We start from the raw sequence: 15,550 nt of genomic DNA, 5'->3' as shown, positions 1-15,550 counted from the left end.
AAGATCGTCAGGCGCCCGCGCTGACCCGCCAGTTGTTCTTGCCGGCTGACTTGACCGCGTACATGGCGGCGTCGGCCCGGCGCAGCAGCTCGGCCGCCTCGGGGCCGGCGTCGCCGACGAACGTGATGCCGATGCTGGCGCCCACGCGCACCTCGCGACCGTCCAGCACGGCCGGCTCCGCGATCGCCGCGACCAGCCGGTCGGCCAGCCGCGCGATGTCGTCGGCCGGGCGCGCGGCGAGCACCACGAACTCGTCGCCGCCGAGCCGGAACACGGTGGCGTCGCCGGCCTCGCCGGTGATCCGGGACGCGACCTCGCACAACAGCCGGTCGCCCGCGTCGTGGCCGAGCGTGTCGTTGACGGCCTTGAACCCGTCGAGGTCGAGCAGCAGCACCGCGGTGTCGCCGCCGCTGCCGGCGATCCGGTGGATGAACTGGGCGCGGTTGCCGAGCCCGGTCAGCTCGTCGTGCCAGGCCTGGTGGCGCAGTTTCTCGGTGAGGACCCGGTTGGCCGCGAGGAGCTGGTCGTTCTCCCGCATGGCGGCCAGCTGACGCACCGTGACCAGCAGCATCACGGCTCCCACGGCGACCAGCACGCCCCAGCGGCGCCAGTCCAGGTCGGGCGCCACCACGATGATCAACAGACCGAACGCGGCGGCCGAGGCCCCGTACGGAAGAAGGCTGACCGTACGACGGGAACGTCGCTCGGCCCGCACCTCACCGCCCGTGGTCGCGCGCAGCTGGATCAGCGCCCCCACGATGGACACCAATTGGGCCAGGAGAAGCAGCACGGTCGAGGCCATCGGCACCCGGTCGCGGCTGCCCGGCACCGCGGTGGCGAAGCCGGACACGACGATGCAGACCAGGAAGCAGGCCAGCGTACGGCGTTCGAGCAGCTTGGCCCCGGCGAACGCGACCCGCAGCACCCCGAACCCGGCGACCAGCACCATCACCGGCAGCGCGAGGGCGTCGGACAGCCAGAGCAGGTTGTCGCCGGGGGTCCAGCGCGGGCTGACCGTGAAGTACCAGATGAACGAGGCCGCGCCGAGCAGCACGATGCCGACGTCGAGCCCGACCCGCAGCCGCTCGGAACGGCTCTGGGTGGTGGTCGGGTAGCGGAAGACGGCGTACAGGATCACCAGCCCGGCCAGGGGGTAGACGATCTGTGCGCCGTACATCGGGATCTCGCGGCCGGTGACGGCGGTGACCAGCAGTGCCGTGAAGTCGACGGCCATGCCGAGGCTGTACGCCCCGAGCGCGTAGGACAGCCCGGCCCAGAACCGGGCGGCCGGGCGGGCCAGCCCGGGCACCCGTCCGGTGCGGTGGAACAGGTAGGTCAGCGCGGCGATCAGGACCAGGTCGACCAGCACGATGATCGGGTTGGCGGTGTCGGCCGGCAGCAGCAGCGCGGCGAGGACGGCCGCCACCGCGGCGAGCGTGCCCGCCGGGAGCAGCGCGTCGAGTCCGCGCGGGATCCGCATGTGCTGTGTGCCCTTCGATTGCCCTCCTAGTGGTCATCGGCGGGTACGGCCGGGAGCTGAAGCGTTCAAACTTGTTTGTTTCTGTTGACATCACACATCTCAATGCTTAAATGTGGTCGCAACGCGTCGTTGATCGAAAGGAAACACTCGGTGCCGCGATTGCAAGTGCGACCATTCCTTCTCGCTCTCCTTCTGGTGGTGTCCGCCCTCGTCGTGCCCACGCCGGCCCAGGCCGCGGTCACGGTGCACGGCCTCAAGGGTGAGTACTTCCGCATGTCCGCCCCCGGAGCCCGCGACTTCGCGGAACTGGGCGGCGTGTCCCTGGACCCGAATATCGACCTGCCCGGGCTGGTCGGCACCTTCGAGTCGCTGACCGGGCGCACCGAGCACACGACGGCGCGCTGGACGGGCAAGCTCACCGCCCCGGCCACCGGCGACTACACGTTCTCGATGATCGGGGACAACGGCTTCCGCTTCTACCTGGACGACCAGCCGGTGATCGACCACTGGGTCGGCGACTGGGACGTCGAGCAGAACAGCCAGCCGGTGCATCTGGTGGCGGGCGAGGCTCACACCGTACGCATCGAGATGTTCCAGGACGTCGGCGGCGCGAACCTGTACCTGCGCTGGGCCGCGGCCGGACTGGCCAAGCAGATCGTGCCCGAGTCGGCCTTCACCCCGCCGGACGGTTTCCAGGTCTATCCGGTGGCGTTCGACGTGGACAAGGCCGGTACGACGCTGACGGCCTCGTTCGACGCCAAGGTCACGGAAATCGGACAATTCGTGCAGAAGTCGACGGTCGAGGTCGACACGACGCCCTTCCCGATCAAGTCGGCCCGTCGCGACGGCAAGAAGATCACGCTCAAGCTCGGGGCGACCGTGCAGAAGGGCCAGAAGGTCCGGGTCAGCTACGACGGCACGGGCGGCCTGATCGTCGGCGGCGAGACGGTTCCGCAGGTGATCCGGTCGGCGGTCAACAACTCGACGCACCGCCTGACCACACCGTGGGGCGACAAGGTCGACAAGAAGAACCCGCTGCCCGAGTACCCGCGCCCGCAGATGATCCGCAAGGACTGGGTCAACCTGAACGGCCCGTGGGAGTTCGCCGGGGCCGAGGCGGACGAGCAGCCGGTCTTCGGTAAGAAGCTGGCCGAGAAGATCACCGTGCCCTACCCGGTCGAGTCGCAGCTGTCCGGCATCGAGCGGCGCGAGGACCACATGTTCTACCGCAAGCTGGTCACCGTGCCCGGCGGCTGGAAGAACAAGCGGGTCAAGCTCAACTTCGGCGCGGTCGACTACCAGGCCAAGGTGTGGGTCAACGGCAAGCTGGTCACCGAGCACACCGGCGGGTACGACGCGTTCACGGCCGACATCACCGACGCGTTGAGGAAGAGCGGCCAGCAGGAGATCATCGTCGGGGTCACCGACGTGACCGGGCCCAACCAGCCCAAGGGCAAGCAGTCGCTCAACCCGGGCGGCATCGTCTACGAGCCGTCGTCGGGCATCTGGCAGACGGTCTGGATGGAGCCGGTCGCGGCGGCCGGGATCGACTCGGTCGAGACGACGCCGACGCTTTCCGACGTGACGGTCAAGGTCAACTCGGCCTCGTCCGGCCAGGTCACCGTGGTTGCGCGTGACAAAAAGGGCAAGGAGGTCGGTTCCGTACGGGGTGCCGCCAACTCGCCGCTCGTACTGAAGGTCAAGAACCCGCATCTATGGAGCCCGGACGACCCGTACCTCTACGACCTCGACGTGAAAACCAGTTCCGACGCCGTACGCAGCTACTTCGGTCTCCGTACGGTCGAAGTGAAGAAGGTCGGGGCCTACCCCAAGCTGGTCCTCAACGGCAAGCCGATCTTCTCCCTGGCCACGCTCGACCAGGGCTTCTGGCCCGACGGGCTGTACACCCAGCCCAGCGACGCGGCGCTCAAGTTCGACCTGGTCGAGACCAAGAAGCTCGGCTTCAACGCGGTCCGCAAGCACATCAAGGTCGAGTCGGCCCGCTGGTACCGGCACGCCGACGAGCTCGGCCTGCTGGTCTGGCAGGACTTCGTGTCGTCCGACATCAACTCGACGGCCGGCCAGGAGGCGTTCCTCAGCCAGGGCCGCGAGATGATGAAGCAGCTGCACAGCTACCCGTCGATCATCGGCTGGATCGTGTTCAACGAGGGCTGGGGCGAATGGGACCGCACCACCACCGGTCAGATCGCCGACGAGATGAAGGCGGCCGACCCGTCGCGCATCCTCAACGCGCACAGCGGCGTCAACTGCTGCGCGTCCAAGGGCGACTCGGGCAAGGGTGAGGTCATCGATCACCACGACTACAACAACACCGACCCGGCGTTCCCGGACGCGACCCGCATCGCGATGGACGGCGAGCACGGCGGCTTCACGCTGCGCACGCCGGGGCACATGTGGCCCGGCCCGCCGGCCGTCATCTACAGCGGGGTGGCCGACAAGGCGGCGCTGACCGCCAAGTACGTCGACAACACCGAGCGGTTCTATCTGGACGCGGCCCGGGCCGAACTGTCCGGCTCGGTCTACACCCAGATCACCGACCTGGAGACCGAGCTCAACGGGCTCTGGACCTACGACCGCCGGGAGATCAAGGTCGACCCCGCTCCCGTACGGGCGGTCAACCAGGCGGTCATCGCGGCCGGCGCCAACCCGGTGACCGAGGCGTCGTACCCGGGTAAGGGCGACTGGACCCTGGACGAAGGTACGGGCACAGTCGCCAAGGACTCCAGTGGCAGCGGCGCCGACCTGGCCCTTTCGGGGAACACGGCCTGGACCGACGGCGTACGGGGAAAGGGTCTGAAGTTCGATGGTGACGGCGACTCGGCCGACACCACGGGACCGGTGCTCGACACCTCGAAGGACTACACCGTCGCGGCCTGGGTGACGCTGGACAAGCTGCCGGGGAACTACGCCTCGGCGGTGAGCCAGGACGGCCGGGTCACCGAGAACCCGTTCTACCTGCAGTACGGGCAGGGCGCGTTCGCGTTCAGCACGCCGGGCGGCAACCGGGCCCGGTTCGTGGTCAACCCCGACCTCAACAAGTGGTACCACCTGGTCGGCGTGCGTGATCAGGCAAGCAACGAGGTGCGGCTCTACGTCGACGGTCAGCGCGCCGCCGCGGTGCCGGCCGGAGCCAACGTGGTCAGCACCGGGCCGCTGGCGATCGGCCGGGCCAAGTACGCGGGCAACCGCACCGACTACTGGTCAGGCTCGATCGACCAGGTGCATGCCTGGAACCGTTCCCTGACCGACGCGGAGGTGGCGGCCCTCTACACGGCCGAGGCCCCCTGATCTGCTCCTGGTGAAAGAGAGGCCCATCCCGTACGTACGGGGTGGGCCTCTTCGTACGTCCGATGCCGTAGGCACATCTCCACACCGGACGGACGCGTCGCCTCGGGCCGGCCCGGAGACTCGGGTCATGTCCACACGACTCCTGCACGCACTCGGCCTGGCGGTGGCCGGCCTCGGCATCCTGATCCAGTTCCTGGTCGGGGTGCCCGGCTTCCCGGCGATCCCGCCCGGGCCGATCATTCTCGGCGCCGCCGCGGTGCTCGTCCTCGTCGTGCCGCGGCGCTGGCCGCTGTTCGCCGGGCTGGCGGCGGCGCTCTTCGTGACCGGAGGTGGGCTGATCGAGGGGTCGGTCTGGGGCCGGTTGGGCCATCCGGGCGCGTTCGACGTGTTCAGCGGGGTGTTCCTGCAGTGGGCGGGGCTGGTGCTGGCGCTGATTTTCGGGGCGGCGGCTCTGCGGCGACCGGTTTCTGTCGGACCCCGCTGATAGCTTCCGGGGCATGGCTGAGATAGCGCTCCGGCCGCTCGAGGATGCCGACCTCGACGCGGTGTTCGAGCAGATGCGAGACCCGGTGTCGGTGCGGATGGCCGCCTTCACGGCGCCGGATCCGGACGACCGGGCCGCCTTCGACGCCCAGCGCGCCAAGATCAAGGTGTGGCCCGGGGTGGTCGACCGGGCGATCACGGTCGACGGGCAGTTCGCCGGCACGATCGCGAGTTTCCTGGTCGGCGACGACGCCGAGGTCACCTACTGGATCGACCGGGCGTATTGGGGCCGGGGCGTGGCCGGGCGGGCCCTCGAGCTGCTGCTCGAGCTGGTGCCGACACGGCCGGTGTTCGCGGGCGCGGCCAGCGACAACGTGGGGTCGCTGCGCGTGCTGCAGCGGGCCGGCTTCCACGTCATCGGCACCGAGCGGGGGTTCGCCAACGGGCGGAACGCCGAGATCGAGGAGACACGCCTGCGCCTGGACTAGCCGGCCGCCCTCGGACCGGCTGCCCGAAAGGGCCGTAAAACGCAGCACGTCGTGTTACAGGAATTAAACTTTATCAATGGGTCGGAATCCCCCGCCGGCCCGTCGATGGAGGTCCCCATGCTCCGAAAGCTCCTGGTCGCCCTCACCGCCGTCGTGCTCGCGGGTGTCGCGGCCGTGCCCGCGCACGCCGCCACGGGCACGTTCCGCAATCCGGTCGGCGTCAAGCCCGACCCGTTCATGACGTACTTCAACGGCAGCTACTACCTGACGATGACCGAGGGCGACTCGATCAAGATGCGGCGCGCCGCCAGCGTCGCCGGTCTGCTCAACGCCCCGGCCACCGAGGTGTGGCGCGACACCAACGCCTCCCGCAACAAGGAGGTGTGGGCGCCGGAGTTCTACCGGATCAACAACCTCTGGTACATGTACTACACCGCCGACGACGGCGTGGACGAGAACCACCGGCTCTACGTGCTCGAGTCCAGCGGCGACAACCCCCTGGGCCCGTACCACTTCAAGGCCCGCCTGGTGCCGCCCAACCGCGATGTGTTCGCCATCGATCCGGGAATCATGCAGCACAACGGCCGGCTCTACCTGTCCTGGGCGGGCACGAACGCCTACCAGCACAACGGCATCAACGTCGCGCCGATGTCGAACCCGTGGACGGTGTCCGGCAACGCGGTCGCCCTGAACGCGGGCGGCGGCTGCCCCGAGGTGCGCGAGGGCCCGGAGTTCCTCTACCGCAACGGCCGCACCTGGATGACCTACTCGACGTGTGACACCGGCAAACCCGACTACCAGGTCTGGCAGCTCAGCATCGCGAGCACGGCCGACCCGCTCAACCCGGCCAACTGGCAGCAGCGCTCCGGCGCCGTGTTCGCCCGCTCGGACGGGCGGGGCGTGTTCGGGCCCGGTCACCACGCCTTCTTCAAGAGCCCGGACGGCACCCAGGACTGGATCGTCTACCACGCCAAGACGACCAGCGTGTTCACCTACTCGAACCGGACGACGCGGGTGCAGCGCATCGGGTGGAACGCCGACGGCAGCCCCAACCTCGGCGTGCCGCTGGCCATCGGCGCGACGCAGGATCTGCCGGCCGGTGATCCGGGTCCGTCGACGGCCTGGATCAACGACGACGCCCGTACGAGCGGAAACGGTTCTCTGGTCTACACCGGCGCGTGGAGCTCGGGCACGGGGTGTGCGGCCCAGTGCTTCTGGGGCGACGACCACTGGAGCGGCGCGACCGGGGCGACGGCCACGTTCACCTTCACCGGCACCCAGCTCGGCCTGCTCTCGGTGCGCGACGTCGGCAACGGCATCGCCGCGATCAGCGTCGACGGGGGCGCCGAGCAGCGCGCCGACCTCTACAACGCGATCCGGGTCGGCGAGTCGCTCAACTACCTGTCCCCCAGGCTCGCCTACGGCACCCACACCGTGCGCGTGCGTGTCACCGGCGAGCGCAACCCCGCCTCGAACGGCACAGTCATCAGCATCGACCGGGCCGAAGTCTGGTCCTGAAGCCGGTTCGCGCGCGACGATGACCGTCGTGGCGATCCTGCGATCGGTCAACGTCGGCATGCCCCGGGACGTGCTCTGGCAGGGCCGGTCCGTGCACACCGGGATCTGGAAGACCCCGGTGGACGGGCCGGCCACGGTCCGGCGCCTCAACATCGACGGCGACGGGCAGGGCGACCTCGGCGGGCACGGCGGGGAGCAGCGGGCCGTGTTCGTCTACCAGCTCGACTCGTACACGTACTGGCAGCGGTTCCTGGGACGCGACGACTTCACGTACGGGCAGTTCGGCGAGAACTTCACCGTCGACGGCCTGTCCGACGACGATGTGTGCATCGGCGACCGCTACCGGATCGGCACCGCCCTGTTCGAGGTGACCCAGCCCCGGGTCACCTGCTATCGGGTCGGGATCCGCACCGACGAGCCCCGCATGCCCGCCCTGCTGGTCGAGCACCGGCGGCCGGGGTTCTACCTCCGGGTGCTCGAGGAGGGCGAGGTCCGGGCCGGCGACGAGATCGTCCAGGTCGCCGACGGTCCCGAGCGGATGACCGTGGCCGAGATCGACGGCCTGCTCTACCGGCCCGGGCACCCGCCCGACCGGATCGCCCGGGCGCTGCGCATCCCCGCGCTCAGCCCGGGCTGGCAGGGATCGTTCCGGGCGATGATCAGCTCTCCGGGCGGGGGCAACGCGGGCCTGACCGACGTCGCGCCCCCGCCGGCCTGGCCCGGTTTCCGGCCGCTGCGGGTGACCGCGGTCGAGTCCGAGAGCAGCACGATCGTGTCGTTCCGGCTGGCCGATCCGGACGGCGGAACGGTGCCGCCGCCGCAGCCGGGACAGTTCCTGACCGTACGGCTCGAGCCGGGCCTCATCCGCAGCTACTCGCTCTCCGGGCCACCGGACGGCCCGGGCTATCGGATCAGCGTCAAGCAGGAACCGCACGGCGCCGGCAGCACCTATCTGCACACGCGGGTCCACCCGGGTGACCTGATCGACGTGGCCGCCCCGCGGGGGACGTTCGTGCTGCGCCCGGCGCCGACACCGGTGCTCCTGATCAGTGGCGGGGTCGGGGCGACGCCGATGCTGGCCATGCTCCACGCGCTCGCCGTCCAGCGATCGGACCGTGAGGTGTGGTGGCTGCAGGCGGCCCACGACGCGGCCGAGCGTCCGTTCGCGACCGAGTCGGCAGCGCTTCTGGCCAGTCTCCCGGCCGCCCGTTCGCATGTGTACGTGAGCGGTACCCGTCTGTCGGCCGAGTCGCTGCGCATGCTGGAGATCCCGCTGGACGCCGACGCGTACCTGTGCGGTCCTCCGGGCTTTCTCACCGACGTGAGCGCGGCGCTGGTCGCGATCGGGCTGCCCGCCGACCGGGTGCACACCGAGATCTTCGGGGCGCACGCGGCCCTCACGCCGGGCATCACGGCCCCGGCCCAGGCACCGCACCCACCCGCCGGCGAGCCGGGTGACGGGCCGGAGGTGTCCTTCGCCCGCAGCGGGCTGACCGTGCCGTCGGCGAACGGCAGCCTGCTCGAGCTGGCCGAGGCGTGCGACGTGCCGGTGCGCTGGTCATGCCGGATCGGGGTCTGCCACACCTGCGAGACCGGGCTGCTGTCCGGCGAGGTCGCGTACAGCACCGAGCCGATCGACCCGCCCGCCGAGGGCAACGTGCTGATCTGCTCGTCCCGGCCGACCGGCCCGGTCGTGCTGGATCTCTAGAACCCGGGTGCGAACACCTCGTCGACGGTCAGGCGGCGCTCCGACAGGCCCTGCTCGTAGTGGTAGCGCAGGAAGGTGTCGACGGTGTGGCGGTTGGCCCCGAGCCCGTACGGCCACCAGTCGCCGGTGAAGTCCGCGGCGTTGCGGTCCATCAGCTGACTGGCCCACGGCATCATCAGCGTCGCCCCGAACAGTCGCCGGGCGTACGCGTACCGCTCCTCCGCCACCCGCTTGGCCGCCAGGAATCCGTCGTAGACCGCCCGGGCCTGGTCGAGCCGGTCCCGCCGGATCACGACCGGGTGCATCATCGGATAGATCCCCGTGCGGCGGTAATAGTCACGCTCGACCGTCTCGAAGTCGGGAAACAGCCGGACGATGTTCTTGGCCGACCCGTCCAGCACCGACTGCGGCACGTTGGCCGTGAACAGGGCGTCGATCTCGCCCGCTTCGAGCATTCCGGCCAGCGAGGCGCCGGCCGGAGCGTCGGTGATGTCGATGCCCTCCGGCCGGATCTGCGGGACGAAGCCGAACGGCTCGGCCGGCCGGTCCAGTCCGCCGATCACCCAGCGGTTGGCCTCGGGGCGGAAGCCGTGGTCGTCGGCCAGGACGCCCTTGGCCCACACGCCCGAGTCCTGGCCGTAGACGCCCCACTCCCCGATCGTCCGGCCCACCAGGTCTTCCGGGCCGGTGATCCCGCTGTCCCGGTTGATGAAGACGCAGGAGTGCCGGAAGACCCGGTTCGGAAAGATCGGCAGGGCCACGTACGGGCTGTCCGCGGAGAACCCGCGCAGATAGAACGTCCACCCCAGCTCGGCGACGTCGAACTCGTGATGCTTCTCGAAGATCTTGGACAGGTTGGTCTCGGTCCGCATCGTGATCTGCGCGCCCTCGACCCCGACGCGCCCGTCGAACAGCGCCTCCGTCGTGTCGTACCGGCCCGTGGCCATGCTCAAAGTCGTCATATTCCGAGCCAAGACCGTTTTCCCGTACGGGTCCAGGTCCGCTCCGGGCACGACGATACTCAGCCGGTATGACCGCCGGTCGTGACCGTCCGCACGAACGACCGGATCAGCGGACTGTGCCCGCCGGACCGCCAGGCCAGCAGCAACTCGTTGACCGGCCGGTCCGCCGCGGGCACCACGACCAGTCCCGGCGGCAGCACCTGGTCGACCGGGGCCAGCGCCGACATCCCGTTCCAGAGCACGGCCTGCAGACACTCCTGGATGGTCCGCACCGCCGCCCCGGCCACCGGTCCGCCACCGCTCCAGTAGTCGAGCCAGGCCCGGTCCGGCCCGTCGGGCAGCCGGACCCACGTCCGGCCGGCCAGGCCGTCCACCCGCACCGATTCCGCGCCGGCCAGCTCGTCGTCCGCTCGCACCACCAGGCCGACGGCCTGCCGGGCAAGGACGCGGGTGCTCATCCCGGCCGCGTGGAACGGCGACCGGACCAGGGCAACGTCGACCACACCCGACCGCAGCCCGGCCGTCGGGTCACTCAGGTCGAACTCGTGGACCGTCACCGCCACATGCGGGTGCCGCGCCCGGAACTTCGCCACGAGACGGCTGCCCACCAGGTCGGCCGCGTCGGCCAGCGAACCGACCGACAGCGCCGGAGCGCCGGCCTCGCGCCGGACCCGGGTCTGCATCACCTCGACCCGCTCGAGCACGGCCGCCGCTTCCTCGCGCAGTACCTCACCGGCCGCGGTCAGCGTGACCCCGGACCGGTTCCGCTCGAACAGGACGACGCCGAGCTCGTCCTCGAGCTGCCGGATGGCCCGGCTGAGCGGCGGCTGGGTCATGTGCAGCCGCCGGGCGGCCCGCCCGACGTGCCGTTCCTCCGCGACCACGCTGAAGTAGCTCAGCAGCCGAAGGTCCACTAGCCGTTGGCCGCCAGGAACTCGGAGTAGAACAGGCCCAGCCCGACCGCCACGCTGACGCCCGCGATGATCCAGAAGCGGACCACGATGTTGACCTCGCTCCACCCGGCCAGCTCGAAGTGGTGATGCAACGGCACCATCCGGAAGACCCGTCGCCCGGTCGTCCGGAACGAGACGATCTGGATCACCCAGGTCACCGTGATCAGCACGAACAGACCGCCGATGATGATCGACAGCAGCGTGGTGCGGGTGGCCACCGCGAGCCCGCCGATCAGGGCGCCGAGCGCGAGCGAACCCACGTCACCCATGAAGATCCGGGCCGGGGACGTGTTCCACCACAGGAAGCCCACGCAGGCGGCGGCCGCCGCGGCCGCGATCATCGAGATCTCCAGCGGATCGCGTACCTCGTAGCAGTACTCATTGGCCCGGGCGTACGCCGTGTCGGCGCACCAGTGCCGGTACTGCCAGAACCCGATCAGCGAGTACGCCCCGAAGACCAGCACCGACGCGCCGGTGGCCAGGCCGTCGAGGCCGTCGGTGAGGTTCACGCCGTTCGACATCGCCGTGATCACGAAGACGAACATCATGACCGAGCCGACCTTGCCGACGTCGAGCCAGCTGATGTCCCGGATGAAGGAGATGTGCTCGCTGGCCACGGTCTGGCCGTTGGTGCTGGCCACGTACAGCGCCGCGATGCCGAAACCGGTGCCGACGACCGCCTGACCGAGCAGCTTGCCCTTGGCCGACAGCCCGTCCGAGTTGCGTCGGCGCACCTTGAGCAGGTCGTCCAGGAACCCGACGGCACCGCAGCAGACGAACAGGCCGAGCAGGACGAAGGCCGTCATGGTCGGCCCCTCCTGCGCGATCTGCCGTTCGGGCAGGCTGATCAGGGCGATGTGCCCGGCGACGTAGGCCAGGACGGTCGCGATGATGAACGCGACCCCACCCATCGTCGGGGTGCCGGTCTTGGTCAGGTGGGTGGCCGGCCCGATCGACCGGATCGGCTGGCCCGCCTTGAGCGCGGTGAAGACGCGGATCGCCACCGGCGTGATGAACAGGGAGATGACGAACGCGACCGCGGCCGCCACGATGACCGCTCTCACCGGCAGCCCCGCTCTTCGTTCGCGACTTCATCGATCACGGGACACGATCTTGCCATCCGGCGCCCGGCGGGGCACTACCGGAGGAGCGTTTCCGTCAGTTCCGGAATCCGCCCGAACAAAACGGGCAGGCCCTGCACACCCCCGCGCACCGCCTCCTGCGACAGCGGGAGCTCGGGCCCGGTGCCCGCCTCGACCCCGTGGAGACAGCGCACGACATTCCACCGTACGTGTCCCAGCCAGCCCCCGATCATGAACGCGAACCAGCTGGGACCGGCCACCGGCAGCGTCCCCCCTCCAGCGGCGTAGCCGTCGAGCACCGCCCGGAAGACCGCCGGCCGGATGTCGTCGAAGCCCGGCCCCTTGGACAGGCTGAGCGCGGTCGAGCCGAGCTCCCCCGACAGGTCCAGCAACCCGGACAGCTCCCAGTCGAGCACCACCGGCCGCCCCGCGCTCGCCAGCAGGTTCCACGGCTGGATGTCCCGGTGGGTCAGCACGACGGGCCCCGGCCGCTCGCAGGTGCCGACAAACTCGGCGATCGCCAGAAAGGTCCCGACCTGCTCGGTCAGTTCCCCGGCCCAGGGTTGGCCGGTCGCGGTAGCCCGCTCGGCCAGGCCGGCCCAGTCCCGGGCCACCGGCTCCTCGTCCTCGCCGCTCCTCCACGGCACGTCAAGCCGATGCAGGCGAGCAAGAATCTCCCCGATCTCGTACGCATACCCCGCGGTCACCGGTTCTTCAGGCACCTTGTCACCGTCGACCCACCGGTGAACCAGAATGCCGTCGCCGGCCTCGATCGGCTCGGGCATGGGGATGCCCGCCGCGAAGGCCGCCCGCTCGAACCGGAACACGTCGCCGGCGCGATAGGGAATGCGCCGATCGTGGAGGTTGAGTTCCTTGACGGCGAACGCCCCGCGATCGGTGTCGAGCCGATACATCCGGTTCGCATACCCACCGTGGATCCGCGTCATCGGCCCGACGGGCGTGCCCAGGTGTGAGAGATCCATCCGCCGCAACGTAGGACCGCCCCGTTCACCGCCGCAACCAATTTCGCCGCAGTACACGCCCCCCATCCCCGCACCGCACAGCTGAGTGAGTCCTCACATCCGTTGGCTTCGGTGAGGACCGGTCTGGCCGGGGACTGCGCGCCCAGTCGAGTAAGTGAGCACTCACAAACGCTGACCCTCCCGTCGGAAGTGAGTGCTCACAAACATCAGCGCGGCCGTAGGGAGTGAGCACTCACAAACACCGGCATGAGTGAGGACTCACATCCGTGCCGGTCGCGGGGTCTCTCACCGGTGTGGGAGCAGGGACTCGATCGCGCCCAGCACCTCGGCGTCGCGGGCCAAGGCGGTGGCGACGACGCGCAGCCCGGCGGTGGCGGCCGGGGCGCAGTGGCGCATGAGCGATTCGCGCACCCCGTCGACCACGTGGCTGCCGGACAGGGTGTAGCGGCCGCCGACCACGACCACGGCCGGGTTGAGCACATTGCACAGCGGCGCGACCGAACGGCCGATCAGACGGCCGGCATCGAGCAATGCGCGTTGCGCGGGGCGGTGGCCCGCGTCGGACAGCTCGAGGAGGCGTACGTCCGGCGGAGTGACGTCGTCGTGCAGGCCGGGCGCGCCGGCCAGGATGGCCTGGAACGCTCCAGGCGCCAGGAACGTCGACAGGCATCCGCGGCTGCCGCAGATGCACAGCGGCCCGACCTCCCGCACGTTCAGATGCCCGACCTCGCCCGCGAAACCGTGCGCTCCCGGATACGGACGCCCCTCGGCCAGGATGCCGCCGCCCGTGTACTGGTCGGCCCGCAGATAGAGCACGTCGCGGGCCCCGGCCGCGGCGCCCCGGCGGGACTCGGCCAGCGCGGCCAGCGACGCGTTGTTGGCCGCGACGCACGGCACGCCGAGCAGTTCGGTCACCTCGTCGGCGGGCGCGAACCCGGTGAATGTCGGCAGCACCCCGGGCGTGCCGAACCGGCCGGTCACCGGGTCGACCGGTGCGGGAACGCTCAGCCCGACGGCGCGCAACTCGCTCACCGAACGGCCATGTTCGCTCAACAAGGCGCGCACCACCCCGGCCGCCTCGCGCACCGGCGGACGGGCGGCCAGGCTGAGCGGCAACGGCGCGAACGTCGAGTGCAGCACCCGCCCGTCCGCGTCGGCGATCACCGCGCGGACACCGTCGGCCGAGATGGCCGCCCCGGCGAGCAGTTCCGGCGGCGTCACCAGCCGATATGCCGGGGACGGGCGGCCCGACCGGGACGGCGGCTCGGCCGCGGCCACTACGCCGTCACTCTCCATCGCGGCCAGCAGGTCACCCGTCGCGGCGCGCGGCAGTCTGGTGAGTTTGACCAGGTCACTCCGGGTCATCGGACCGTGTGAGCGCAACGCCGACACGATCACCGAGCGGCGGTCCGGAGCAGGCCGGGCCGCGGGCAACCGGGACAGCCCGGCCGCGATCGCCCCGAGCACCCCGGCCCGCCCGGCGAGCGATCCCGCGTGCACCTCCGTGCGATCGGCGACCTCGGGCTGGGCATAACGGCGCAAAGCTTCCCGTACGCCGGCCACGACCGGCCCGCCCTCCGCGATGAGCGGACCGTCCAGCACCACGATCGACGGGTTGACCGTGTTGGCCAGGTCGGCGATCACCCGCCCGATCATCCGGCCCGCGTCGGCCAGCACGCGCTGCGCGATCGGGTCGTGCCCGGCCAGCTCCAGGGCCCGGGCCGCGTCCACCGACTCGCCGTACTGGGTCTCCAGCGCGGCCAGCAGCTCGCGTGGCGCGGCGATCGTCTCGAGGCAGCCGCGGTTGCCGCAGCGGCACAGCACGCCGGTCTCGTCGACCTGCACGTGTCCGATTTCGCCCGCCACCCCGGTGGCCCCTCGGTGCAGCCGGCCGCCCATCAGCAGCCCGCACCCGATGCCCGACTCGACCCGCAGGTAGCAGACGTCACGGTGCCCGGCCGCCACCCCGTGCGCGACCTCGCCCAGCACCCCGAGGTCGGCGTCGTTGGCCGCGATCACCCGGTGGCCGAGCCGGCGCCGCAGCTCGGTCGCGGGCGCCAGACCGGCCCACTTGGGAAGCACGCTGCTCGGTTGCACCACGCCGCCGGCCATCGGGGCCGGCAACCCGAGCGTGGTGATCCACACCCGCTGCTCCCCCACCGCTTCGCGCACCGCGGCGGCGACCGCGTTCAGCGCGTCGGCGGGCACGGTCAGGTCGAGCGGCACCGAGGCACTGGTCTCGACCTCACCGGCGAGCGAAGCCACCTCGACCCGGGCGCCGGTCGTGTCGACGATGACGCCGACCACCACTCCGGCCGCTGGGCCGAGCGAGAGCAGCCGGGCCGGGCGTCCCTGTCGCGCCGACGGGACGGGATCGCCCTCGGCCAGTGCCTCCTCGGCGAGCAGGCCGGTGAGCACGGCGTTGACCGTCTCGCGGGCCATCCCGGTGCGCCGGATGAGCTCGGCCCGGCTGATCGGCCCGGACTCGCGTACGGCGGCCAGCACGAGATCGTGGCCGGAGATTTGCGCGGAACGGGACGTCATCCTCGCATCGTACGCCCGAGTTTTGTCCACAGACTCGGTA

At 70.5% G+C, this 15,550-nt stretch carries 11 protein-coding genes; 5 read left to right on the top strand and 6 right to left on the bottom strand.

Features of this window, described 5'->3' with window-relative positions:
• Window positions 1-7 precede the first annotated feature (7 nt).
• Window positions 8-1,480 (bottom strand): GGDEF domain-containing protein, encoded by a 1,473-nt coding sequence (locus tag KOI35_RS36850; RefSeq protein ID WP_215793327.1) that lies wholly within the window; start codon window positions 1,478-1,480, stop codon window positions 8-10.
• A gap of 198 nt (window positions 1,481-1,678) precedes the next feature.
• On the opposite strand from KOI35_RS36850, the gene KOI35_RS36845 reads away from it, so the two are divergent.
• From KOI35_RS36845 to KOI35_RS36825, 5 genes are all read left to right on the top strand, one after another.
• Window positions 1,679-4,789: a LamG-like jellyroll fold domain-containing protein gene (locus KOI35_RS36845; RefSeq protein ID WP_308121315.1), complete on the top strand. Its 3,111-nt coding sequence runs from the start codon at window positions 1,679-1,681 to the stop codon at window positions 4,787-4,789.
• Between the two features lie 127 nt (window positions 4,790-4,916).
• Window positions 4,917-5,273 (top strand): hypothetical protein, encoded by a 357-nt coding sequence (locus tag KOI35_RS36840; RefSeq protein ID WP_215793325.1) that lies wholly within the window; start codon window positions 4,917-4,919, stop codon window positions 5,271-5,273.
• Between the two features lie 13 nt (window positions 5,274-5,286).
• Window positions 5,287-5,760 (top strand): GNAT family N-acetyltransferase, encoded by a 474-nt coding sequence (locus KOI35_RS36835; protein WP_215793324.1) that lies wholly within the window; start codon window positions 5,287-5,289, stop codon window positions 5,758-5,760.
• A gap of 117 nt (window positions 5,761-5,877) precedes the next feature.
• On the top strand, window positions 5,878-7,278 hold the full coding sequence (locus KOI35_RS36830; RefSeq protein WP_215793323.1) for a glycoside hydrolase family 43 protein: 1,401 nt from the start codon (window positions 5,878-5,880) through the stop codon (window positions 7,276-7,278).
• A gap of 28 nt (window positions 7,279-7,306) precedes the next feature.
• Complete coding sequence (locus KOI35_RS36825; protein WP_215793322.1) at window positions 7,307-8,986, top strand: MOSC and FAD-binding oxidoreductase domain-containing protein; 1,680 nt, start codon at window positions 7,307-7,309, stop codon at window positions 8,984-8,986.
• Here the strand turns inward: KOI35_RS36825 and KOI35_RS36820 are convergent.
• From KOI35_RS36820 to KOI35_RS36800, 5 genes are all read right to left on the bottom strand, one after another.
• Window positions 8,983-9,948, bottom strand: a complete 966-nt coding sequence (locus KOI35_RS36820) for a substrate-binding domain-containing protein (protein ID WP_215793321.1) — start codon at window positions 9,946-9,948, stop codon at window positions 8,983-8,985. The two genes, KOI35_RS36825 and KOI35_RS36820, sit on opposite strands and share 4 nt — an antisense overlap.
• Before the next feature lie 59 nt (window positions 9,949-10,007).
• Window positions 10,008-10,862, bottom strand: coding sequence for a LysR family transcriptional regulator (locus KOI35_RS36815; RefSeq protein ID WP_215793320.1), 855 nt, complete (start codon window positions 10,860-10,862; stop codon window positions 10,008-10,010).
• A complete protein-coding gene (gene mraY / locus KOI35_RS36810) occupies window positions 10,862-11,965 on the bottom strand; it encodes a phospho-N-acetylmuramoyl-pentapeptide-transferase (RefSeq protein ID WP_215793319.1) in 1,104 nt (367 codons plus the stop codon). The genes KOI35_RS36815 and mraY overlap by 1 nt, the downstream gene beginning before the upstream one ends.
• A gap of 74 nt (window positions 11,966-12,039) precedes the next feature.
• Window positions 12,040-12,966 (bottom strand): phosphotransferase family protein, encoded by a 927-nt coding sequence (locus KOI35_RS36805; protein ID WP_215793318.1) that lies wholly within the window; start codon window positions 12,964-12,966, stop codon window positions 12,040-12,042.
• Window positions 12,967-13,251: 285 nt separating this feature from the next.
• Window positions 13,252-15,510, bottom strand: coding sequence for an ROK family protein (locus KOI35_RS36800; protein ID WP_215793317.1), 2,259 nt, complete (start codon window positions 15,508-15,510; stop codon window positions 13,252-13,254).
• Window positions 15,511-15,550: the final 40 nt, after the last annotated feature.

It is taken from the genome of Paractinoplanes bogorensis (assembly GCF_018829635.1).
In the GTDB taxonomy this organism is placed as follows: domain Bacteria; phylum Actinomycetota; class Actinomycetes; order Mycobacteriales; family Micromonosporaceae; genus Actinoplanes; species Actinoplanes bogorensis.
Note: the sequence above shows the minus strand (reverse complement) of the source record. Positions and strands in the feature narration are given on the sequence as shown.

Excerpts from the sequence above, each read along its gene's own strand:
- KOI35_RS36820 (WP_215793321.1), bottom strand. The coding sequence starts at position 9,948 with ATGACGACTTTGAGCATGGCCACGGGCCGGTACGACACGACGGAGGCG.
- KOI35_RS36840 (WP_215793325.1), top strand. The coding sequence starts at position 4,917 with ATGTCCACACGACTCCTGCACGCACTCGGCCTGGCGGTGGCCGGCCTC.
- KOI35_RS36800 (WP_215793317.1), bottom strand. The coding sequence starts at position 15,510 with ATGACGTCCCGTTCCGCGCAAATCTCCGGCCACGATCTCGTGCTGGCC.
- KOI35_RS36850 (WP_215793327.1), bottom strand. The coding sequence starts at position 1,480 with ATGCGGATCCCGCGCGGACTCGACGCGCTGCTCCCGGCGGGCACGCTC.
- KOI35_RS36830 (WP_215793323.1), top strand. The coding sequence starts at position 5,878 with ATGCTCCGAAAGCTCCTGGTCGCCCTCACCGCCGTCGTGCTCGCGGGT.
- KOI35_RS36835 (WP_215793324.1), top strand. The coding sequence starts at position 5,287 with ATGGCTGAGATAGCGCTCCGGCCGCTCGAGGATGCCGACCTCGACGCG.
- KOI35_RS36805 (WP_215793318.1), bottom strand. The coding sequence starts at position 12,966 with ATGGATCTCTCACACCTGGGCACGCCCGTCGGGCCGATGACGCGGATC.